At 74.5% G+C, this 20,340-nt stretch carries 23 protein-coding genes; 14 read left to right on the forward strand and 9 right to left on the reverse strand.

Going from position 1 to position 20,340, the window contains the following annotated elements; genetic code table 11:
• Positions 1-27: 27 nt before the first annotated feature.
• A complete protein-coding gene (locus PT931_RS07685; RefSeq protein WP_456244982.1) occupies positions 28-2,190 on the forward strand; it encodes an Hsp70 family protein in 2,163 nt (720 codons plus the stop codon).
• Between the two features lie 41 nt (positions 2,191-2,231).
• On the opposite strand, the gene PT931_RS07690 is transcribed toward PT931_RS07685, so the two are convergent.
• The 4 genes from PT931_RS07690 to PT931_RS07705 all read right to left on the reverse strand — a co-directional run bounded on the left by PT931_RS07690 (position 2,232) and on the right by PT931_RS07705 (position 4,036).
• Positions 2,232-2,612 (reverse strand): STAS domain-containing protein, encoded by a 381-nt coding sequence (locus PT931_RS07690; protein WP_456244983.1) that lies wholly within the window; start codon positions 2,610-2,612, stop codon positions 2,232-2,234.
• Positions 2,612-2,884, reverse strand: a complete 273-nt coding sequence (locus PT931_RS07695; protein ID WP_456244984.1) for a DUF6458 family protein — start codon at positions 2,882-2,884, stop codon at positions 2,612-2,614. The genes PT931_RS07690 and PT931_RS07695 overlap by 1 nt, the downstream gene beginning before the upstream one ends.
• Before the next feature lie 2 nt (positions 2,885-2,886).
• The gene (locus tag PT931_RS07700; protein WP_456244985.1) at positions 2,887-3,660 is read right to left on the reverse strand and encodes a SigB/SigF/SigG family RNA polymerase sigma factor; all 774 of its coding nucleotides are present in this window, start codon (positions 3,658-3,660) and stop codon (positions 2,887-2,889) included.
• 232 nt (positions 3,661-3,892) lie between these two features.
• Positions 3,893-4,036 carry a GPGG-motif small membrane protein gene (locus tag PT931_RS07705; RefSeq protein WP_456244986.1) on the reverse strand — a complete coding sequence of 48 codons (144 nt, stop codon included), beginning with the start codon at positions 4,034-4,036 and terminating at the stop codon, positions 3,893-3,895.
• Between the two features lie 73 nt (positions 4,037-4,109).
• Here PT931_RS07705 and PT931_RS07710 point away from each other — a divergent pair, with 73 nt between their 5' ends.
• The 3 genes from PT931_RS07710 (at position 4,110) to PT931_RS07720 (ending at position 6,254) form a co-directional block, all read left to right on the forward strand.
• Positions 4,110-4,721, forward strand: a complete 612-nt coding sequence (locus PT931_RS07710) for a hypothetical protein (protein WP_456244987.1) — start codon at positions 4,110-4,112, stop codon at positions 4,719-4,721.
• A 135-nt stretch (positions 4,722-4,856) separates the two neighbouring features.
• Complete coding sequence (locus PT931_RS07715) at positions 4,857-5,849, forward strand: NAD-dependent epimerase/dehydratase family protein (RefSeq protein WP_456244988.1); 993 nt, start codon at positions 4,857-4,859, stop codon at positions 5,847-5,849.
• Positions 5,850-5,945: 96 nt separating this feature from the next.
• Complete coding sequence (locus tag PT931_RS07720; protein ID WP_363728795.1) at positions 5,946-6,254, forward strand: STAS domain-containing protein; 309 nt, start codon at positions 5,946-5,948, stop codon at positions 6,252-6,254.
• A gap of 241 nt (positions 6,255-6,495) precedes the next feature.
• Here PT931_RS07720 and PT931_RS07725 read toward each other — a convergent pair whose 3' ends face one another.
• Positions 6,496-7,287 carry a maleylpyruvate isomerase family mycothiol-dependent enzyme gene (locus tag PT931_RS07725; protein WP_456244989.1) on the reverse strand — a complete coding sequence of 264 codons (792 nt, stop codon included), beginning with the start codon at positions 7,285-7,287 and terminating at the stop codon, positions 6,496-6,498.
• Positions 7,288-7,449: 162 nt separating this feature from the next.
• Between PT931_RS07725 and PT931_RS07730 the strand changes: the two genes are divergently transcribed.
• Together PT931_RS07730 and PT931_RS07735 are read left to right on the forward strand one after the other, a co-directional pair.
• Entirely contained in the window at positions 7,450-8,979 is a 1,530-nt protein-coding gene (locus PT931_RS07730; RefSeq protein WP_456244990.1) for a DUF7059 domain-containing protein, read from the forward strand.
• A 37-nt stretch (positions 8,980-9,016) separates the two neighbouring features.
• Positions 9,017-9,277: a hypothetical protein gene (locus PT931_RS07735; protein WP_363728792.1), complete on the forward strand. Its 261-nt coding sequence runs from the start codon at positions 9,017-9,019 to the stop codon at positions 9,275-9,277.
• Between the two features lie 104 nt (positions 9,278-9,381).
• On the opposite strand, the gene PT931_RS07740 is transcribed toward PT931_RS07735, so the two are convergent.
• The gene (locus PT931_RS07740; RefSeq protein WP_363728791.1) at positions 9,382-9,588 is read right to left on the reverse strand and encodes a hypothetical protein; all 207 of its coding nucleotides are present in this window, start codon (positions 9,586-9,588) and stop codon (positions 9,382-9,384) included.
• Positions 9,589-9,806: 218 nt separating this feature from the next.
• On the opposite strand from PT931_RS07740, the gene PT931_RS07745 reads away from it, so the two are divergent.
• Together PT931_RS07745 and PT931_RS07750 are read left to right on the forward strand one after the other, a co-directional pair.
• Positions 9,807-10,541 (forward strand): GntR family transcriptional regulator, encoded by a 735-nt coding sequence (locus PT931_RS07745; RefSeq protein ID WP_456244991.1) that lies wholly within the window; start codon positions 9,807-9,809, stop codon positions 10,539-10,541.
• A gap of 345 nt (positions 10,542-10,886) precedes the next feature.
• Complete coding sequence (locus PT931_RS07750) at positions 10,887-12,143, forward strand: MFS transporter (protein ID WP_456244992.1); 1,257 nt, start codon at positions 10,887-10,889, stop codon at positions 12,141-12,143.
• Positions 12,144-12,227: 84 nt separating this feature from the next.
• On the opposite strand, the gene PT931_RS07755 is transcribed toward PT931_RS07750, so the two are convergent.
• Positions 12,228-13,055, reverse strand: a complete 828-nt coding sequence (locus PT931_RS07755; protein ID WP_456245002.1) for an NAD-dependent protein deacetylase — start codon at positions 13,053-13,055, stop codon at positions 12,228-12,230.
• Positions 13,056-13,156: 101 nt separating this feature from the next.
• Here PT931_RS07755 and ligD point away from each other — a divergent pair, with 101 nt between their 5' ends.
• Positions 13,157-14,161: a non-homologous end-joining DNA ligase gene (gene ligD, locus PT931_RS07760; protein ID WP_456244993.1), complete on the forward strand. Its 1,005-nt coding sequence runs from the start codon at positions 13,157-13,159 to the stop codon at positions 14,159-14,161.
• 171 nt (positions 14,162-14,332) lie between these two features.
• A complete protein-coding gene (locus PT931_RS07765) occupies positions 14,333-15,145 on the forward strand; it encodes an SDR family NAD(P)-dependent oxidoreductase (protein ID WP_456244994.1) in 813 nt (270 codons plus the stop codon).
• Positions 15,146-15,292: 147 nt separating this feature from the next.
• Here PT931_RS07765 and PT931_RS07770 read toward each other — a convergent pair whose 3' ends face one another.
• Positions 15,293-16,147 carry a L,D-transpeptidase family protein gene (locus PT931_RS07770; RefSeq protein WP_456244995.1) on the reverse strand — a complete coding sequence of 285 codons (855 nt, stop codon included), beginning with the start codon at positions 16,145-16,147 and terminating at the stop codon, positions 15,293-15,295.
• Between the two features lie 102 nt (positions 16,148-16,249).
• On the opposite strand from PT931_RS07770, the gene PT931_RS07775 reads away from it, so the two are divergent.
• Positions 16,250-16,717, forward strand: coding sequence for a DUF4396 domain-containing protein (locus tag PT931_RS07775; protein WP_456244996.1), 468 nt, complete (start codon positions 16,250-16,252; stop codon positions 16,715-16,717).
• Positions 16,718-16,742: 25 nt separating this feature from the next.
• Here the strand turns inward: PT931_RS07775 and PT931_RS07780 are convergent, their stop codons facing one another.
• The gene (locus PT931_RS07780; RefSeq protein WP_456244997.1) at positions 16,743-17,516 is read right to left on the reverse strand and encodes a ZIP family metal transporter; all 774 of its coding nucleotides are present in this window, start codon (positions 17,514-17,516) and stop codon (positions 16,743-16,745) included.
• A gap of 255 nt (positions 17,517-17,771) precedes the next feature.
• On the opposite strand from PT931_RS07780, the gene PT931_RS07785 reads away from it, so the two are divergent.
• The 3 genes from PT931_RS07785 to PT931_RS07795 form a co-directional block, all read left to right on the forward strand.
• Positions 17,772-18,494, forward strand: coding sequence for a bestrophin-like domain (locus tag PT931_RS07785; protein WP_456244998.1), 723 nt, complete (start codon positions 17,772-17,774; stop codon positions 18,492-18,494).
• Positions 18,495-18,526: 32 nt separating this feature from the next.
• Positions 18,527-19,576 (forward strand): DUF6923 family protein, encoded by a 1,050-nt coding sequence (locus PT931_RS07790; RefSeq protein ID WP_456244999.1) that lies wholly within the window; start codon positions 18,527-18,529, stop codon positions 19,574-19,576.
• Positions 19,577-19,660: 84 nt separating this feature from the next.
• Positions 19,661-20,340 (forward strand): glycine-rich protein (locus PT931_RS07795; protein WP_456245000.1); only part of this gene is annotated, 680 nt, incomplete at its 3' end.

The raw sequence follows: 20,340 nt of genomic DNA on the forward strand, positions 1-20,340 counted from the left end.
ATCCGGCCGGCACGATAACTTGACCGCATGGGTCATCGGCTGGGCATCGACTTCGGTACCTCCAACACCGTGGCGGTCCTGAGTCGCCCCGACGGACAGGTCCGACAACTCCTGTTCGACGGCTCGCCCGTCCTGCCGTCCGGGGTGTTCACGAACCCGGCCGGCGAGCTGCTGACCGGCCGGGACGCCGCGCACAGCGCCCGGCTGGCCCCCGAGCGGTTCACCCCCAACCCGAAGCGGCTGCTCGACGACGCGACCAACGCCGACCGGGCCGTGACCCTGGTCGCCGCCGTCCTGCACCGGGTGTACGGCGAGGCCGTCCGCACGATCGGCGGCCCGCCCGACGAGGTGGTCCTCACCCACCCGGCCGCCTGGGGGCCGGACCGGCTGCGGATGCTCGCCGACGCCGCGCTCCGGGCCGGACTGCCCACCCCGAAACTGGCCGCCGAACCCGTCGCCGCCGCCTGCTACTTCACCACCGTGCTGCGCGGCACCCTGGCCCGCGACGGCGCCCTCGTCGTGTACGACTTCGGCGGCGGCACCTTCGACGCGTCCGTGGTCGGCCCCGGCCCCACCGTGCTGTCCGCGTCCGGGCTCAACGACGTCGGCGGGCTCGACATCGACTCCCTGCTCGTCGGGCACCTCCAGGCCGCGCTGCCCCGGACGGCGGAGGACTGGGCGCGGCTCGCCGACCCGGCCAGCGCCAGCGACCGGCGGCTCGCCCGGCAGTTCCTCGACGACGTGCGCGGCGCGAAGGAGATGCTGGCCCGGACCGCCCAGGCCTTCGTGTACGTGCCGATCATCGAGGCCGAGGCGCCGATCGGCCGCGAGGAGCTCGACCAGCTCGCCGGGCCGCTGATCGACCGGACCGTGGAGGCCACCCGGGAGGCGCTGGTCAGCGCGCGGGCCGAGGACCCGGGCCGGCTCGCCGGGGTGTTCCTGGTCGGCGGGTCCAGCCGGTTGCCGGCCGTCGCGACGCTGCTGCACCGGGCGTTCGGGGTGGCCCCGACGGTGCTCGAACAACCGGAGCTGGTGGTCGCGGAGGGCAGCCTGGTCGTACCACCGGAGGCGCTCACCGACCCGCCCACCGCCGCGATGGCCTACGCCCCGACGCCGCGCCCGACGACCCTGGCCTCGGCGGGCGCCCCGGCCCGGACCCGCCCGGCCCCGAGCGCGGGGATGGGGGACACCCAGGAGTTCCGCACCCTGTCGACCCCGGTCCCGGCAGCGGCCCAGGCCCCTGCAGCGGCCCAGGCTCCGGCGGCGGCTCCGGCTCCGGCCCCGGCCGAGTCCGACGGCTTCTCCTCGCCGCTGCTACCGCTGTGGGCCGACCCGGTCGTGCCCGCGTCCCCGCCCCGTGAACCCTCGGCCGCGAGCGCCTCGGCGACCGTCCCCCCGGCACCCACCCGGCCCCACCCCGGCGCGACGACCGTTCTCCCCGAGCCGCCCACGTCCGTCCCCGCCCCGGTCCGCCAGCACACGGCCTCCTTCGCGGCGCCGCCGCCGGTGCCCGCGCAGGTCGGGCCGCCCGCGCCGATCTGGGGCGAGCCGGTGTCCTACGACCTCGCGCCGGTCGGGGCACCCGCGCCGGACCGGTCCGCGCCGCTCCCCGTGCTGCTCGGGCTCCCCAGCGGCCCCGCGCTCACCCTGTCCGCCGGCAGCCCCCGGCTGTTCCTCGGCTCGTCCAGCAGGGTGTACGCGTTCCGCGCCCCCGACCGGCTCGCCGACTTCCTGGCCCGCCGCGACTGGCCCGACCTGGTCCCCGGCTACCCGTGGGCGTCCCTGCCGGCGGCGGCCGACCTGCCCCCGGCGGAGTCCGTGGACCTGCTCGGGATCGGCGCCGTGCTCGCCGCGTCGTGCGAGCCCAACTCGCGGCCGATGCACCGTTCGGCGCGCGGCAGCTGGGAGCCGGTACCCGCCGACCCGACCACGGTGCTGGCCGCCGACGCGCTCGACCACGCGGTCGTCCTCCTCGACGGGTTGTTCGCCGGGCGGGGCCGGCCGTCGCCGCTGCTCGGCCCGGAGCGGGTGGCCAACTCGGCCGGACCGGTCGGCCAGGCGGCGGCGCACGCGGGCCGGCTGTCCGCCGACGTCCTCACGGGAGCGTTGGGCGCGCCGCACCGGTACCGGGCGACGGCGTGGTGGTGGCAGCTCACGGACGCGGTGGAGATGCTGCTGGAACGCCGCTAGCCGGCCCGGGATCAACCGGCCGGCGGCCCACCCAGGTGGGGCTAGCGTGCCTCGGTCAGCGCCGCCCCGCACGCCTCGTCCACCGTGGGGAAGATCGGCAGCGCGCGCTGTACCCCGCTGATGATCAGGATCTTCTCGACCCACGGCCGGGGGGCGGCCAGCCGCAGCGTGCCGGACCCGGCCCAGACGGCCTTCGCGGTGCGGACCAGGACACCCAGGCCGGTCGAGTCGCAGAACGACACCCGGCTCAGGTCCACGATGACCGCGCGGCCCGGCGCGTCCACGGCCAGGGCCGAGAGCTGGGACTCCTGCGACCCGAGCACGGCCATGTCGAGCACGCCGTCGAGACGGAGCACCCGGCACCAGTCGTGGTCGACGGCCTCGAACCGCAGGCCGTTGTCGTCCCAGCTCTCGTCAGCCATCAGTAGCCGCCTCCGTCGTCGGTCCGCGGGACCGTGTGGGTGGGTCGCTCCTCGACCACCGTACGCTGCACGACCGGCTGGACGGTCTGCGTCCGGACGACCGCACGGCGGCGACGCCAGAAGTACGAGGTCATCGCGACCATCGCCACACCGGTCAGCATGAAGATCCAGCCGACGACGTCGAGGTTCAGCCAGCCGATGTCGTCGGCGGTGACCCCGAACGTGATGATCGCGCCGACGGCGACCAGAAAAAGACCCGCTCCGATTCCCATGGCTACTCTCCTGAGTCCTTCAGCAGCCACCCTCGGAGGGTACCGAGGGTCTGGCTGATCAAACGGGACACGTGCATCTGCGACAGGTCCACCCGGGCGGCGATCTGGGACTGGGTGAGCTCCTCGCAGTACCGCATCGTGAGGATCGCCCGCTCACGCTCGGGCAGCCGGGCCAGCAGCGGGCGCAGTACCGCGCGGGCCTCGACGAGTTCGAGGTTCGGATCCGGGTCACCCAGCATGTCCGCCAGTTCCGTCGCCGAACCCGGCGTGGCGGGCGCGGACAACGAGACGGCCGAGTACGCGCCGGCGCAGTCGAGCCCGGCCCGCACCTCCGCCTCGGGTACCCCGAGGTGCTCGGCCAGGTCGGACACCGACGGCGTGCGACCGAGGCGCTGACTGAGCTCCGGGGCCGCGTGCCGGACGTCCAGCTGCGCCTCCTGCATCCGCCGGGGCACCCGGACACTCCAGCCCTTGTCGCGGAAGTGCCGCTTGAGTTCACCGAGGATGGTCGGGATGGCGTAGCTGGTGAAGCCGGGGCCGCGCGCCGGGTCGTACCCGTCGACGGCCTTGACCAGGGCCATCCGGGCCACCTGGATCAGGTCGTCCAACGGCTCGCCCCGGTTGGCGAACCGCCGGGCCAGCCGCTCGCCCAACGGCAGTCCGCGTTCGATGACGTCGGTGCGCAGCCGGGGCCGGTCGGGGTGGTTGACGGGAAGGGAGCACAACTCCGAGAGACGGTCCTGGAGTCCGGGGTCCGGCAGGGTCATTGTGGACATGGCGTCCTCCAACAGCACGGATCAGGGGGCCGCGGGCGAAGCCGCACGACCTGACGCGAAACCTGTCGGAGCCCGTTGCTGGAGCACCGGTGTGAAGAGGCGACGACCAACGCCGCCGGGGGAGGGGCCACGAGAGCCTGGGCTAGACCCGGACAGAACCTCCGTGGGTCACGTTACCCCCGTGCTGTCCCGGACGCGAGGACGAACCTCGCATCCGGGATGCTTTCCCCTGTTACGTGAAGATGCTGACACCGCCGGGGCCCACCAGGAACCCCACGACGATGAGGACGATGCCCCACAGGATCTGCCTGCGGAACAGGGCGACGATCCCGGACACGACCAGGATCACTGCGAGGAGCCACAAGATGAATGTCATGGCACACAGGTACCCGGGGGCCAAGATCGCCAAACCTCGCCCCGGGGCACGGACCGTCCGCTAGCCTCGCGTGATGAACTGGCTCGATCTGGTCGGCTGGGCCGGCTCCGCGGTCCTCGTCTGGTCCCTCCTGCAGACCCGGATCCTGCGGCTACGGGCCCTCAACCTGGTCGGCTGCCTCGTCCTGATCGGCTACAACGGGGCCCGCGAGGTGTGGCCGATGGTCGGCCTCAACGTGGTGCTCGCCCTGATCAACGCCTTCTATCTGCGCAGGCTGCTGGCCACCCGGCACGACGAGCGCACGTACGCCGTCGTCGAGGTCGCCCCCGGCGGCGGGATCCTCGACTACACCCTCGACGCGCACGCCGCCGACATCGCCCGGTTCAACCCCGGGTTCACCCGGCCGACCGGCGGGCTCGCGTTCCTCGTCGTGTCCGGGGACGAGACGGTCGGGGTGGTGCTGGTCCGGGACGCGGGTGACGGAGTCGCCGAGGTCGGGCTCGACTACGTCACGCCGAGGTTCCGGGACCTGACCCCCGGAGAGTTCGTGTACCGGCGCAGTCAGCTGTTCGTGGAGCACGGGTTCCGGCGGGTGGTGAGCCCGCGCGGGATGCTCGCGCCGTACTACCACCGGATCGGGTTCCGGCACGACGGGGACCGGTACGTGCTGGAGTTGGGGGCCTGAGGCCCTGAGCCTGGCGGGCCGCGCGTCGCCCCGGTCCCGGGGCGGGTGCTACCGGGTCCGCGTCCCCGGCCCGGTTCCCTTGCGCCGTGGGCGAACGGGGTTGGCGACCGGTCCGCCCGGTGCTTGGCTGGGGCGATGGAGATCCTGGTACTCGGCGGGACCGCGTGGCTCGGCCGCGAGCTGTCCCGGCAGGCGGTCGAACGGGGCCACGCGGTGACGTGCCTGGCCCGGGGCGAGAGCGGCGACGTCGCCGGGGGCGCGACCCTGGTGACCGGCGACCGTTCCGACCCGGGGGTGTACGCGGCCCTGGCAGACCGCGACTGGGACGCCGTCGTGGAGGTGTCCTGGCAGCCCGGCTTCGTCCGCGCCGCCCTCGCCGCGCTGGCCCCCCGCGCCCGGCACTGGAGCTACGTCTCCTCCGTCAACGTGTACGCGGCGAACGACACCCCCGGCGCCGACGAGTCCGCCGAGCTGCTGGAGCCGACCGACGCCGACACGGCCGACCGCGAGCAGTACGGCGCGGCCAAGGTCGCCTGCGAACGGGCCACCGCCGGGGCGCTCGGCGACCGGATGCTCGTGGTCCGCCCGGGGCTGATCGGCGGCCCCGGCGACCACACCGGCCGCTCCGGCTACTGGGTCGCCCGCGCGGCCCGCGCCCCCGAGGCCCCGCTGCTCGTCCCCGACTCGCCCGACGCGCCCACCCAGGTCGTCGACGTGCGCGACCTCGCCGGCTGGCTGCTCGACGCGGCGGAGTCCGGCACCACCGGGATCTATGACGCCGTCGGGCCGCGGGTGCCGTTCGGGGAGTGGGTCCGGGAGTGCCGGGCCGTCGGCGGGCACACCGGGCCCGTGGTGCCGGCCGGGCCGGCGTGGCTGACGGAGCGGGAGGTGGCGCAGTACATGGGGCCGGTGTCGTTGCCGATGTGGCTGGTCGAGCCCGGGTGGGAGGGCTGGTCGGCCCGGAGCGGGGCCGCGGCCGTCGAGGCGGGTCTGCGGCACAGGCCCCGGGCCGAGCTGCTCGCGGACCTGCTGGCCTGGGAACGGGCCGAGGGGCTGGACCGGGACCGGCCCTCGGGGCTCCCGGCGGCCCGGGAGCGGGAGCTCCTGGCGGAACTCGACGCCGGGTAGCGCCGGTCCCGGAATGGTCGGCCCGGCGGGTGCGGGTGGCGGAGAACCTGTCACTACGATGGGCGTCCGACGACTGACGGCCTGGAGGCAGTGGCGATGAGACCGTTCTCGGTGACCGGGCACCTCGAGGGCGAGGATCTCCGGCTCCTCGTCACCGGTGACCTGGACATCACCACCAACGTCGTCCTGCGGCACGCCCTCGACGAGGCGATGACGACCACCCGGGGCGCGATCAACGTCGACGTCTCCCAGGTGGTGTTCATCGACTCCACCAGCCTGGGGGTGCTCGTCGCCGAATGGAAGAAGGCCACCGCCGCCGGACGGGTACTGCGCGTGGTCGGCGCGACGGGCCTCGTGCACAAGGTGCTGAGCGTGACCGGCCTTCTGGACACTCTGACGGGCTGACCGGCCTCCTGGACACCCTGACGGGCTGACCGGCGGCCGGGTCAGCCGAGCGACTCGGGGCTCCCGTCGGCGTGCTCGGCCGGGTCCGGATGGTCGTTCTCGTCGTGCGCGGGCTCGAAGATGTCCAGCCCGAAGTCCTCGATCATGTCCACGGCCCGAGCCTACGACCAGCGGTAACGCGAGCCGTGGACCAGCACTGTCACCCGGCGTGTCCGGTTCCTCCCTTGCGGTGGCGAGCCGCCTAGAACCCCGGGAACACCCGGCGCAGGTCGTCCAGGGTGACCGGCCCCTCGACGCTGACCCCGGCCGTCGGGTACTCGGGCCCGAGCCGCCCCACCGCCAACCGCAGCCACGCGTCCGCCGGGGCCCGGAGCACCCCGTCGGGCTCGTCCGGCACGTCGGTGACCGCCGCCGCGTCACCCAGCCGCAGCCCGAACGACCGCTCCGGCTCCGTGACGTGCACGGCGAGGTGCGCCTGCCGTCCGCCCAGCTCGGCGGGCCGGGCGATCCAGCCGAAGAGGTTGCCGATCAGGTCCAGCATCGAGGGCCGGGCCTCCGGTGCGATGGTGGCGCCGGGATCGTGGGCCACCCGGACGTCCCAGGAGTGGTAGCCGAACTCGTTCAGCCGGAGGCCGGCGGCGGTGGCCACGTCGACCGGCTGGGGCAGGAACCCGAGGTCGATCCGGAGGGAGTTGCGGACGTCGGTGTCCAGGGACTCGTACCGCTCCACGAGGGCGCGGTTGGCGCGCGGGAAGGCCTCGGCGCGCTCGCCGGGGGTCATGCCGTCCCACCTCGCCCAGACGCCCTTGTTGAAGTCGGCGTCGAGCCTTCCGGTTCCCGCGAGGGCCGCGTCGAGGGCCGCGAGGCTGATCTCGGCCCCGCTGCCCAGGTGGCTGAGCACCTGGGAGACGTCCCACTCGCTGGCGGCGGTCGGTCCGGTGAGGTCCTCGGGGCGCAGGCCGCTGACCAGGGCGGTCAGCTCGTCGTGTCCGGTGCGGAGGGCGGCGATCGGCTGGTCGGCTGGGCTGCTCATGGTTCTCCCTGTGGCATCGGTGGCTACCGGGCGAGCGACGTCGCCAGAGTCCTGACCAGACTGCCACCGGCCCGCCCCGCGCCACATCCCGCGAACACGCGATCCGGCCCCGCGCCGACGTGCCGCGTCCCGGCCCGGGGGCCGCCCGGTAGCGTCTACGCCGTGGATCAGCAGCCTCTTCTCGACCCGGCGGGCATCGGGCGACTCCGGGACGCGCTCATTGCCGCCGGGTACACCCTCGAAGGTCTTTCCGAACGGCTCGGCGAGGACCTCGCCGGTCAGGTCGAGGGCGGGGACATCGTGCCGGCGCTGCGGGCGCTGGGCGAGGACGACCCGCTGGCCATCCTGCTGGCCACCTTCACCGTCGGCCGGACCGTGACCGCCGACCGGATGGCCGCCGCCCTCGCGCCGCTCCCGCTGGCCGACGCGCTCGCCGCCGGGCTGGTCGAGCGGCACGGCGACGGGGTGCGCGCCGCGCTGAGCCTGGAGGTCTACGGCCCGTGGTGGCTGCTCGCCGACCTCGCGCCGCCCGCCCGCCCGATCGCGCCCGACCACGTCCTGGGCATCACCGGCTCGGCGCTGGCCCTGGCCGACTACACGGTCCGCCGGCCCGTCGGCACCGCCCTGGACCTGTGCACGGGCGGCGGCATCGAGGCCCTGCACCTGTCCCAGCACGCCGACCGGGTGACCGGCACCGACCTGCTGCCCCGCGCGTTGCGGCTCGCCGCGACCACGGCCGCGCTGAACGGCCTGGACTGGGAGCTGCTGGCCGGGGACATGTTCGCGCCCGTGGCGGGGCGCCGGTTCGACCTGGTGGTGGCCAACCCGCCGTTCATCATCAAACCCGGAACCCCCTCCTTCGTGTACCGGGACGGCGGCCGCCCCGGCGACTCCCTCGTCGCGGAGATGATCGCCGCCGCCCCCGACGTCCTGACGCCGGGCGGCCTCATGCAGTTCGAGGGGGAGTGGGCGCACCGGGCGGGCACCGACTGGGCGGAGCGGCTGGCCGGGCTGGCCGCCGACGCGGGCCTGGACGCCTGGATCGTGGAGGCCAACGCCTTCGAGCCGAAGGACTACGTCGAGCACTGGGCGACCTCGCCGGCGGAGGACACCGCCGGCTGGCTGGAGTGGCTGCACGCCGAGGGGATCGAGTCCCTCGGCTGGGGCGTGGTGACGCTGCGCAACTCCGGGCACGACTCGCCGACGGTGCGGGTGGAGCGCCGGGAGGCGTGGCCGCGGTTCGGCGGGGACGTGGAGGCGTGGTTCGCGCGGCAGGACTGGTTGCGGGCGCACCGGTCGGCGCCGGAGCTGCTGGCGGCCCGCTACGAGGTCCCCGAGGACGTCTCCCTGCACGTGGAATCCGTGCGGGTCCGAGGCGGTTCGGCACCGGAGCACGGGGCCCCGGACGGCCGGTCGGTGGGCGAGGCGGGGAACGGCTGGGCCGTGGACGGCCACCGGCTCTCGACCGCCGGCTCCTACGACCGCACGCCGTCCGACGAGCGGGTCCCCGCGCTGGCCGCCGCCCTCGTCGGGGCCTGTGACGACGCGCTCCCGCTGTCCGAGCACCTCGCCCGGCTGGCCGAGGAGCAGGGCCGGGACGTGGCGGGCCTGGTCGAGGAGGCGCTCCCGCTGGTCCCGGAGCTGGTCGAGGGCGGGTTCCTGCACCCGGTCGGGATGCCCGGTCTGTCCTGAGTGGTCAGCCGTGGCCGGACTGCGGCATGATGGTCCGGTGACGCAGTGGGAGTACGCGAGGCTGGAATACCGTTCGACCGGGACCTTCGGTGCCGACCGCCTACAGGACTGGGACGCGACGTTCCACCACCCGGGCGGGGCGGAGCGGTGGGGCACCGATGAGCGCTTCAACGACCTGCCGCACCTCAACCGGGCGGGCGCCCTGGGCTGGCAGGTCTACGACCGGGCGCCTCGCATGATCGGCCAGCCGTTGCGGCTGCAGGCGGTCACCTATTCGATGCGCCGCATCAAGGACTGACGACTCCCGACGCCGGCCCGCGCGAGAGTGGCGTCCGCGTCGAGGCCGGGGAACGACGACCGGGGCCGCGCCACCGTGTGTGACGCGACCCCGGGCGGTTGTCGCTACTTCGCCAGGGCGGTGATCGCCTGCGCCCAGTGGAAGAACTTGTTGCTGCCCAGGTCGGCGACCGTCTTGATCCCGAAGGCCTGCTGCAACAGCTCGGCGTCCTTCTCCGACACGCCCTGCAGCGCGGACACGGGAGCCTCGGCGAGCTCCTGCGCGCTCTTGCCCTCCCACGCCTTGTCGAGCTTCTTCTCCACACCGAGCATTGCGGCCTCCTGGTCAGCTGGGCAGTACAACTCGGACATTAAGCCCTGATCAGGTGAAATACAACTAACTCCAGATGTCTTTCGGGAGGACGTCGCCGGGCCTCAGAGCCAGGATCCGGACGGGTACTTGTACAGCGTCGGGTCCCGGCCCGGCCCTGCCTATACTCGTCACCGGCGGTGACCCCCTCCGCCAGGTGTGCACAGACGAGCAGGTGACCATGGTGCTGCACCGCGGCCTGGCCGACGATCTCCGCCAGGCCATCGCGCGGGGCGCCCTGCCGGTCGGCTCCCCGTTGCCCACGGAGGCGGAACTGGCCGCCACGCACGGCGTTTCGCGGGGTACGGTCCGGCACGCCCTCACCATCCTCGCCGCCGAGGGCCTGATCAGTTCCCGGCAGGGCGCGCGGCACCTCGTGCGCGGCACGGAGCGGACCCAGAGCCTGGCGGAGCTGCGCAGCTTCGCCCAGTGGGCGCGCGGCCAGGGTCGCCAGCCCAGCGGCGAGGTGCTCTCGACGGTCCGGCGGCCGGCGACCGCGCGCGAGGCCGGGCTGCTGCACCTGGAGCCGGGCGCCGAGGTGCTGGCCGTGCTCCGGCTCCGCGGCCTGGACGGCGAGCCGGCGATGCTGGAGCGGACGAGTTACGCCGGGTGGATCGCCGACGCGGTCGAGCGGGTCGACCCCCGGGCCGACTCGGTGACCGACCGGCTGCACGCCGAGCTGGGCGCGGTGTTCGGGCACGCCGAGCACCTGATCGACGCGGTGGCCGCCGGGGTGCGCGACGCGGCCCTGCTCGGGGTGCGGCGGAGCAGTCCGTTGTTGCGCGCGCGCCGGGTGAGCACGACGCCCTCGGGTCGGCCGGTGGAGTGCTCGGACGACCGGTACCGGATCGGGGTGGTGACCTTCGACGTGCACACGACGGCGGGCGGCCCGGTGCTGGCCCGCCGGGCGCCGTAGCCGGACCGACGGCTTCCGGCCGCCCGCGCCGGCTGGCCCCGACTGGTCTAGGCCCGCCCGGCCCGGCCCCAACTGGTCCCACTCGGCCCAGCCCGGTGCGGCCCCACCCGGGCTGGTCCCGGCCGGTCCCGCACCGGTGTGACCTCCGCGACACCGCCGACCCGGGCATCGGTGAGGAATACTTACAGAACACTATGGCATTTCACCCGGGGTGCGGCCGCTGGTCGCGCGCGGTGAGCGCCCGCGGCGGGGTGTGTCGCGCGCCTCACCCCGGGCCGGAACAGCCCACCCCGGGGGGCTGTTGTCGCAAGCCGCGAGGACCGGCGACCCCGAACGGAGTACCCATTGAGCACCGTCGACACCACGGCCCGGGCCGGCCTGTGGAGCCGCAACTTCAGCCTGTACTTCCTCGCCCGGTCGGTCTCCCTCCTCGGCGACGCGATGCTCCCCGTCGTGACCGCGCTGGCCGTCGGCGAGCTGTACGGCGCGTCCGGGGTCGGCTTCGTCCTCGCCGCGTGGATGGTGCCGTTCGTGGCCCTGGTGCTGTTCGGCGGCGTCCTGGCCGACCGGTTCAGCCCGCGCCGGATGATGATCGGCGCCGACGTGGTCCGGATCGTGACCCAGGGCGGGACGGCGGTGGCCTTCTTCCTGGGTACGCCCTCCCTCGCCCTGCTGCTCGTCGCCGGCGCCCTGTCCGGGGCCGCCGCCGCGATGTTCCAGCCCGGGGTCAACGGCATGATCCCGCTGGTCGCCACCGACCCGCAGCGCGCGAACGCCACGATCAAGGTCGCCGACGCGATGGCCCAGCTCCTCGGCCCGGGCCTCGCCGGCCTGCTGATCGTGCTCACCGGGGCGGGCACCGTCTACACCATCGACGCGGGTACCTATCTGGTCAGCGCCGTGGCCCTGTTGGCCCTGCGCCTCGGCCCGGTACCCCTCGCGGCGGCCGGTTCCTCGATGCTGCGCAACCTCGGCCAGGGCTGGCGGGAGTTTCGGTCCCGGACCTGGATGTGGTCGGTGATCCTGATCTGGACCGTGTACGGCGTCGCCCTGTTCGGCCCGCTCATCCCGCTCGGCTCGACCCTGATCAGCGGCCGGCTGGGCGCCCCCGCGTACGGCTGGATCATGTCCTCGCTGGGCGCCGGCACCATCATCGGGGGCCTGATCGCGCTGCGCCTCAAGCCGGCCCGCCCGCTCGCGGCCGGCGCGGTCGGCATGTTCGGCTTCGCGCTGATCCCGTTGACCATCGCCACCCACGCGCCGTTGCCGGTGCTGGTCGCCGGGCACGTCGGCGGTGGCATGGCCTGGGCGTTCTGGTCGGTGATGTGGTCGACGAGCGTGCAGACCCAGGTCTCCCCGGAGGTGCTCAACCGGGTCACCGCCTACGAGATCGCCGGGTCCGTGGCGAGCATCCCGCTGGGCCAGGCGCTGGCGGGGCCGGTCGCGGGGGCCGTGGGCGCGGAGAACGTGCTGGGCGTGTCCGTACTCGTCAGCGTGGTGGGGTGTGTGGTTCTGCTCGTCGTGCCCGCGATCCGTCGGCTCCGCCGGGTGCCGCTGCCGGCCGTGGTGCGCGCCGAGGCCCTGGCCTGCGAGCCGAGCTGACCCGCCCGGCCCCCGTGGCTGGGCACTCGACGGCATCCAGGCCCGCCCCGACGGCCGATCTGTCCGGACGCCCGGCTCCGATGGCTACGTCCCCGCGCCCACCCGCCCGGCGGTGCGCCGCGCCAACTCCGGCAGCACCACACCGAGCGGCCCGTCCACGGTCAGCGCCGCGTACGGATCGCCCCGGGTCGCGCCCTGGTTGACGATCGCGACCGGGATGCCCAGCTTGGCAGCCCGCAGCACGAACCGCCGCCCCGACATCACCGTCAACGACGAGCCGAGGACCAGCAGCAGCCGGGCGCTCTCCACCAGCCGGAAACAGGCTTGGACCCGCTCGGCGGGCACCGTCTCGCCGAAGAACACCACATCGGGTTTGAGCATCCCGCCGTGGCAGGTCTGGCAGTCGGCGATGTGGAAGCCGCGCACCTGCTCGTCGGGCAGTTCGACGTCGCCGTCCGGGTTGAGGGTGGCGGCGTGCGCGTCGAAGCCGGGGTTGGCCTGGGTGAGCCGGGACTCCAGCTCCTCGCGGGCCAGGGCGTCGCCGCAGGTCAGGCACACCACCCGGTCCAGGTTGCCGTGCAGTTCCACCACGTCGCGGGCCCCGGCGGACTGGTGCAGGCCGTCCACGTTCTGGGTGATGACGCCGGCGAGCAGGCCCTGCTCCTGGAGGTGCGCGACCGCGCGGTGGCCGGCGTTCGGGGCGGCGCGGGCGATGGTGCGCCAGCCGAGGTGGCTGCGGGCCCAGTAGCGCTGCCGGGCCGCCGGGTCGCCCGTGAAGACCTGGAACGTCATCGGGGTACGGACCGTGCTCGTCGGGCCCCGGTAGTCGGGAATGCCCGACTCGGTGGACAGGCCCGCCCCGCTGAGCACGGCGACGTCCCCGCCCTCGACCAGCCGGGCCAGCTCTGCCATCTTCTCCACCACCCCATGATGCCCCGCCCGCCCCGGTTCCGCCCCGGCGGAAAACGGCAAGCGGCCCGCGCGGGGCGGTGCGCGGTCGTAGGGTGCTGATCATGGGTGATGCGATGGAGGTCGAGGTCGCGGGCCGGAAGGTCCGTGTCTCCAGCCCAGACCGGGTCGTGTATCCGGACCGGGGCTTCACCAAACTCGACGTCGTCCGGTACTACGAGACGGTCGGCGACGGCATCATGCGCGCCCTGCACCACCGCCCCACGATGCTGCAACGCTTCCCGGGCGGCGTCGGCGGCGAGATGTTCTTCCAGAAGCGGGTACCGGCCAAGGGCGTCCCCGACTGGATCGAGACGACCGAGATCACGTTCCCGAGCGGCCGGACGGCGGACGAACTCTGCCCGGCGGACCTCGCGCACGTGCTCTGGGCGGTACAGATGAACGCCCTGGTCTTCCACCCGTGGCCGGTGCGCGGCGCGGATGTCGACCACCCCGACGAACTCAGGATCGACCTGGACCCCCAGCCGGGTACCGACTTCGACGACGCGGTGTCCGTCGCCGGCACGGTCCGCGAGATCCTCGCCGAACTCGGCTGGACCGGCTGGCCGAAGACCTCCGGCGGGCGCGGCGTGCACATCTACGTCCGGCTGCACCCGCGGTGGGGCTTCATCGAGGGCCGGCGGGCCGCGATCGCCATCGCCCGGGAGATCGAGCGCCGCCGCCCCGACCTGGTCACCACGGCCTGGTGGAAGGAGCTGCGCGGCGTCAAGGTGTTCGTCGACTACAACCAGATGGCCCGGGACCGCACGATCGCCTGCGCGTACTCGCTGCGCGCCACCGCCCGGGGCACCGTGTCCACCCCGGTGACCTGGGACGAACTCACCCGGGTCGAGCCCGACGACTTCGACCTGCGCACCGTCGCCGAGCGGTTCGCCAGCATCGGTGACCCGCACGCCGGCATCGACGACGCCCCCGTGGACCTGACGCCCCTGTTGGAGTGGGCGGCCCGGGACGAGCGCGAGGGCAACGGCGACCTGCCGTACCCGCCGGACTATCCGAAGATGCCGGGGGAGCCCAAGCGGGTCCAGCCGAGCCGGGAGAAGCACTGAGCTTCGGTGGACGCCGTGCTCGGCACCCTGGGTGGTCGGTCGGCGGTCCACGGATCCGACCCGCCGAACGCGCGCTGTGGCCCGGGTGGGCGGTGTCCGGCGTGGAATAAGAGGCCGCACGGGGACCGGTCGCGGACGTAGGCTGGGATCTTCTCTGACATGGGGGGACCGATGCGACGGTTCGATGGCCGGGTGGCGTTCGTGACCGGGGCCGCGCACGGGATCGGCAGGGCGATCGCGGTCCGGCTCGCCGCCGAGGGTGCCGCGGTCGTCGTCGCCGACATCGACGGGGAGGCGGCGGGGGAACTCGCCCACACCCTGGCCGAACACGGCGGCGGCGCGCTCGCGGTGGACTGCGACGTCCGGGACCGCGAGGCCGTGCGGGTCGCCGTGGCCGCGACGGTCGCCCGGTTCGGCCGGCTCGACGTGCTGGTCAACAACGTGGGCGTCGCCGGGGAGTGGGAGTTCGAGCGCACCGACGACGAGGAGTGGGCCCGGCAGCTGGACCCCACCCTGAACGGCGCGGTCCGCTGTGTCCAGGAGTCGCTGCCGCACCTGTTGCACGCCCCCGGCGGCGGCAGCGTCGTCACGATCGGCTCGGTGAACGGCCTGTCCGGCTTCGGCGGCGAGGCGTACTCGGCGGCGAAGGCCGGCCTGGTCAGCCTCACCCAGAACCTCGCCCTACGGTACGGCCGGCGCGGCCGCGAACTCCTCGGCACCGGTCCGGGCTGGGTCCGGTTCAACCTCGTCGCCCCGGGCACCGTCCGGACCAGGGCGTGGACCGGGCGCGGGGCCGAGGGGCTGGCGGCGATGGACCGGTTCGCGAAGGAGTACCCGCTCGGGCGGGTCGGGGAGCCCGAGGACATCGCGGCGGCCGTGGCGTTCCTGGCGTCCGGCGACGCGGCGTGGATCACGGGTGTGGTGCTCCCGGTGGACGGCGGCATCACGGCCGGCCACCCCCCGTTCTTCTACGCCGAACCCTGACCGGCCCGCGGTCACGGGCACCGAGACCGGTGCGCCCCTGAACCATTCACGGCGTGAACGGTCGCAGGGCGGTGGCGCCGGGTTCGCCGCCCGTCGTGCCGGACCGGTCGGGAATCGTGGGCGTGCGGCGGCGTACCCCTCCGACGGTCATTCGACGATGACGACCGAGGTGCCCGGGCGGATCTCCTCCAGCAGGAGTTGTTGCCCGGACTTGGTCAGCCGCACGCACCCGTCGGTGTCGTCCTTGCCCAGCGAGTGGTCGTTGTACCAGGTGTGGATGCCGATGTGCGCGCCCCGCAGCCCGGCCGGCACCGCCTCCGGGTCGTCGGGGATCATGCCGAGGGCGAACACGTCGGTGTCGGCGTAGACCTCGCCGGGCAGCTTGGACCGGCCCAGGACGAACGTGCGGCCCAGCGGCGTCGGCGTGACCCTGGTGCCCAGGGTGACGGGCCAGGACTTCATCAGGGCGTCGTCGCGGTACCACTCCATGGTGTGGCTGCCCTTGTGCACCACGAGCTGGTCGCGGAGCGGGGTCACGTCCCAGTCGCCGTCGGGCGGGGTCCAGCCGATCGTCCGGTTCGACGAGGGCAGCAGGACGGCGACCCAGCCGGCCCGGCGCGCCACGATCGGCACCGTGACCTGCACGCCGAGAATCGTGGGCGCGAGGTACGCGAGGGGCCTGCCGCCGGGGGCGTCGTACAGCGGGGTGTTGGTCCTGGCGTGCAGGCCCTCGGCGGTGCGGGTCCGGCCGGCGGGTTCCGGGTCGGCGGGGAAGCCGGTCGGGGCCGGGCTGTAGTCGATCACCGGGAGGCCCGCGGGCGGCGGGACGGCGGCCGGTGTGCTGGCGGGCGCGCTGGTCGGGGCCGCCGTGGTCGGGGACACCACCGCGGTGCGCGGGGCCCGGTCCGGCACGAGGTAGACCACCGCGCCGACGACGCCCACGAGTGCGGCCACGGCGGTGGCGGCGATCCAGAGTCGGCGGGAACGGAGGGGAATGTCCACCCGGCCAGTCTAGGGTCCGGCCGCGCGACCGGAGCCGGGGTCGCCGCGCCACCTCGGCCGAACCCGTTGCGAAGGATACCCCCGGGGGGTATGGTGAGCTGCATGGAACACCACTCGCACGCACCCACCGGCCCCGCCCTCACCCGACTCGCCGTGTCCGCGACCCTGCACTGCCTGACCGGCTGCGCGATCGGCGAGGTGCTCGGCATGGTCCTCGGCACCGCCTTCGGTTGGTCCAACGGCACGACGATCGTCGTCGCGGTCCTGCTGGCCTTCCTGTTCGGCTACGCGCTGACGATCCGCCCCGTGCTCCGCTCCGGCCTGCCGCTGCGCGCGGCGATCGGGGTGGCGCTGGCCGCCGACACCGTGTCGATCGCCGTCATGGAGATCGTCGACAACGCGGTCATGCTGCTGATCCCCGGCGCGATGGGCGCCGGCCTGGGCAACTGGGTGTTCTGGGCCGCCCTCGCCGGGTCGCTGGCCGTGGCGTTCGTGGTGACGGTGCCGGTGAACCGGTGGCTGATCGCCCGGGGCAAGGGCCACGCCGTGGTCCACCAGCACCACCACTAGGCGCCACCGGTCACCGGCGCCGGCGTCACGTCAGGGCCGTGATCAGGAACGCCGACAGGAAGCCCAGCGTGGTGGCCAGCCCCACGGTCCGGCCGCCGTTCTCGAACGCCTCCGGGGCCATGGTGTCCGCGAGCATCGTCAGGATCGCCCCGCCCGCGAACGCGTTGATGAACGCCACCTGCCCCGGGCTCGCGGTGTCCATCGTCAGGTAGCCGAGGAGCGCGGCGAGTCCACTGACGACGGTCACCAGGCCCCACAGGCCGAGGATGTGCGGGCCGGCCCAGCCCCGGGCCCGCAGGCCGACCGTCGCCGCGACCGCCTCGGGCAGGTTGGACAGGAACACCGCCGCGAGGACCGCCCAGCCGACCGTCGTGCCGCCGACCAGGGTCAGGCCGAGCACGATCGACTCGGGGATGCCGTCGAGGACGATGCCGAGGACCACGGCGAGCGCGCCCGAGGCGGGGCCGGCGGCGGCCGGGACGGGCGAGCCGGACCCGGAAGCGGTGCCGGCGGTCGGGGTGCTGCGTTTTCGGTTGTGGCCGCCGAGCCGGTCGATCGCCGCGTCGCCGAGGTAGAACGTCAGCGCGCCGGCCAGCAGTCCGAGGGCGACCCCGCTGCTGCCGGCGGAGGTGCGGAAGGACTCCTCGACGAGTTCGTAGGCGACCGCGCTGGTCAGGACGCCGACGCCGAAGGCCATCACCAGGCCGAGGACCCGCTTCGGGATCGGGAGCCAGAGGGCGAACAGGCCGCCGATGAGCAGGGACGACGCGGCGAGAAGGCCCCATCCGAAGGCGCGCATGGCTCATCCTCGCCGATTCCGGCCGGCCGGGGGCGCGGTTGGCGTAACTCCCCGGTCCGCCCTGGTCAAGACCCTGCGCCCAGAAGAGCGCCATCTGAAATCACCTTTTAGGAGGACATTCGGCGAACTTATGGTCCTGAGGCATCGCGAGTGACCCCCAGGAGGACGCCGTGCCCGGTAGCCAGATGATGAGTGCGGACACCGACCGGTCCGGCGCGGGCCGCGCGGCCGGCCCCTGTCGGGGACAGTGCTGACATGGTCGGGATCCTGGCCGCCACCCTCGCGGGGGCGTTGCTCGCCGGAGGGGCGACGGCACTGAGCCGAGGGGTACGCAGCGGGCACGCGCCGGACCTCAGCGGCCTGGCCAGCGGGGCCGGCGCGCTGATCTCCACCGCGTTCGTGCTGCTCCTGGCGGTGCTGGTCGTCAATGGCTCGCAGGCGCGGTCCGCGTTGCGGCAGGCCACAGTGGACGAGACCCAGGGGCTCCGGGCGGCGTACGTGGCCTCGGCGCATCTGGCCTGGGCGGACCGGGAGGACACCCGGGCGCGGCTGCGCGGGTACTCGATGGACGTCGTGCGCACCTGGCCCCGGGCGACGGACAACGCGGAGTCCCTGACCACCCTGCGCACCGCCCTGGCCGGTCGGGCCGGTGGCTCGGTGGCGGAGCAGACGGCCCGCGCGGCCGTGGGCGCGGCGCTGGACGAGACCATCGCGGCGCGCGGCCGGCGGGCGAACGCGGTCCCGCCCACCTCGTCGTTCCTGCTGGCCGGGGCGGTCGGGCTCGCGCTGGCCACGGTCGCCTGTCACCTGCTGGTCGGGTGGCCGACGGGGCGGCGGTACACGGTGGCGATGGGGCTGCTCGGCGCGGTGCTGGGGTTCCTGCTCGCGGCGACGGTGGAGCTCGGCGACCCGTACGGCAGCACGGTGCTGCCCGTGCGGCCCACCGCCTACGCCCAGCTGCTCGCGGGGCTGGGGTGATGCGGGGCGCGGCGTGGGCCGGGGTGATGGCTGTGGGGGCTGTCCTGGTCCTCGCCGCGCCCGCCTCGACGGCCGGTCCGGACTGCGCCGGGCGTGCGCTGTTCGTCACCGCCGACCGGGTGGGGCTGCTCGATCCGGGTACCGGCGCGCTGAGCGATCTCGGGCCCACCGGTACCCGGATCAACGCTCTGGGTTTCGTGCCCGCCCACGAGGCGGGGAGCGCGGGCCGTCAGCCCGGAGGCGACACCGGCCACGAGGGCGATGCCGGCCGCGAGGGCGACGCCGGCCGCGAGGGCGGGTCCCGGGCCGCCCACGCGGTCGGGGTCGGCGGCGGGGAGCTGGTCCGGGTGGACCCGTCCGGCGCGGTCACCCGGCTCGGCCCCGTCCCGGGCGCGGACCTCTCCGCCGTCTACGCGGGCGCCTCCGCCGGCCCGCTGCTCTACCTGCTCGGCGCCGGCACCCTGACCGTGGTCGACACCGGCCGGCGCGCGCTGGTGTCCCGCCGGCCGGTGGACATCCCCTACCTGGGCGACTGGGAACTCGTGGCCGGCCGGCTGTACGGGGTCGCCGCCGAGGGCCCCGGCCCGGCCCGGCTGGTCGCCGTGGACCCGGACACCGGGCTGGCCACGGTCCGGGCGTTGCCGGCGCGGGTGCCGGCCGGGGGCAACTACGGAGCGGCGTTCGCGGTGGGTCGGGTGCTGCACGTGCTGGACAACGTGTCGGGGGCGCTGGTGCGGGTACCCCTCGACGATCCCGATCTGGTCGTGGTGGTGCCGACGGGGGTGCGCGCGGCGAGCGTGGACGCGGCCTACTGCCCGGCGCCGCCGGCTCCGGTGCCGACGCCGGCCGCGAGCCCGGCGCCGACGCCGGCCAGGAGTCCCGTGCCGGCCCCCGAGCCGCCCACCGTGGACCCGACGCCCCCCGCGCCGCCGGAGCAGCCGCGGTTCGAGGAGCCTCTGATGCTGCCGACCCCGACCGCCGACCACCCGGTCGACGACGGCGCCGCGATCTGGTGGGGGATGGCCGCCGTGCTCGCGGTCATGGTGGTCGCCTCGGTCGGGGCGGTGCTGCGCGCCCACTGACCTCCCGCGCGCCTGATCATGAAATACCCCATATAGACGTATTGTCCTGATGGTTTGCTCGGGGGCCGTCGGGGGAGTGTCGTGGTGAAGTCGTGGGTTTCGGTGTCCAGGCAGGTCGCACGCCTGACCGTGCTCGGTGTGGTCGCGCTGAGCGGCTCCTTCGGCGCGGGGGCGGCGCACGCCGAACCGGACCCGGAGGCCGCGTGCGTGCCGTCGGCCGGGTTCACGCACTGCGAGCGGTTCTCCGCGACCGGCGCGGACCAGTCGTTCACGGTGCCCGCCGGGGTGAGCAGTGTGGACGTCCGGATCTGGGGCGCGGGCGGCGGCGGTAGCAACACCGCCTACTACCTCAACCAGCGCGCGGCGGGCGGCGGCGGCTTCACGACCGGCACCCTCGCCGTCACCGCGGGGAACACGTTCACGGTCAGCGCCGGCCAGGGCGGGGTCGTCAACGGCACGTCCGCCACGTACGGCGGCGGCGGGGCCGGCGGGAACACCCCCCGGCGCGACGCCCAGGGCGCGAGCGGCGGTGGCCTCAGCGCCCTGTGGGACGGCCCCTACGGCTCCACGCCCCTGCTCGTGGCCGGGGGCGGCGGCGGCATCTCGCCCGGTTCGGACGGCCAGACCCCGTACGGCGGGGCCGGCGGCGGGGCCAGCGGCACGGCGGACAACCAGCCGGGCATCTCCGGCCGGGGCGGCTCCCAGACGGCGGGCGGCGCGGCGGCGACCGGCGCGTACTGCTCGACCCGGAGGACGAGTATCTG

This window comes from Longispora urticae, assembly GCF_053902585.1.

Coding starts and splice junctions, on each gene's coding strand:
- PT931_RS07685 (WP_456244982.1), top strand. CDS start 28: ATGGGTCATCGGCTGGGCATCGACTTCGGTACCTCCAACACCGTGGCG.
- PT931_RS07690 (WP_456244983.1), bottom strand. CDS start 2,612: ATGGCTGACGAGAGCTGGGACGACAACGGCCTGCGGTTCGAGGCCGTC.
- PT931_RS07695 (WP_456244984.1), bottom strand. CDS start 2,884: ATGGGAATCGGAGCGGGTCTTTTTCTGGTCGCCGTCGGCGCGATCATC.
- PT931_RS07700 (WP_456244985.1), bottom strand. CDS start 3,660: ATGTCCACAATGACCCTGCCGGACCCCGGACTCCAGGACCGTCTCTCG.
- PT931_RS07705 (WP_456244986.1), bottom strand. CDS start 4,036: ATGACATTCATCTTGTGGCTCCTCGCAGTGATCCTGGTCGTGTCCGGG.
- PT931_RS07710 (WP_456244987.1), top strand. CDS start 4,110: ATGAACTGGCTCGATCTGGTCGGCTGGGCCGGCTCCGCGGTCCTCGTC.
- PT931_RS07715 (WP_456244988.1), top strand. CDS start 4,857: ATGGAGATCCTGGTACTCGGCGGGACCGCGTGGCTCGGCCGCGAGCTG.
- PT931_RS07720 (WP_363728795.1), top strand. CDS start 5,946: ATGAGACCGTTCTCGGTGACCGGGCACCTCGAGGGCGAGGATCTCCGG.
- PT931_RS07725 (WP_456244989.1), bottom strand. CDS start 7,287: ATGAGCAGCCCAGCCGACCAGCCGATCGCCGCCCTCCGCACCGGACAC.
- PT931_RS07740 (WP_363728791.1), bottom strand. CDS start 9,588: ATGCTCGGTGTGGAGAAGAAGCTCGACAAGGCGTGGGAGGGCAAGAGC.
- PT931_RS07745 (WP_456244991.1), top strand. CDS start 9,807: ATGGTGCTGCACCGCGGCCTGGCCGACGATCTCCGCCAGGCCATCGCG.
- PT931_RS07755 (WP_456245002.1), bottom strand. CDS start 13,055: ATGGCAGAGCTGGCCCGGCTGGTCGAGGGCGGGGACGTCGCCGTGCTC.
- ligD (WP_456244993.1), top strand. CDS start 13,157: ATGGGTGATGCGATGGAGGTCGAGGTCGCGGGCCGGAAGGTCCGTGTC.
- PT931_RS07765 (WP_456244994.1), top strand. CDS start 14,333: ATGCGACGGTTCGATGGCCGGGTGGCGTTCGTGACCGGGGCCGCGCAC.
- PT931_RS07775 (WP_456244996.1), top strand. CDS start 16,250: ATGGAACACCACTCGCACGCACCCACCGGCCCCGCCCTCACCCGACTC.
- PT931_RS07780 (WP_456244997.1), bottom strand. CDS start 17,516: ATGCGCGCCTTCGGATGGGGCCTTCTCGCCGCGTCGTCCCTGCTCATC.
- PT931_RS07785 (WP_456244998.1), top strand. CDS start 17,772: ATGGTCGGGATCCTGGCCGCCACCCTCGCGGGGGCGTTGCTCGCCGGA.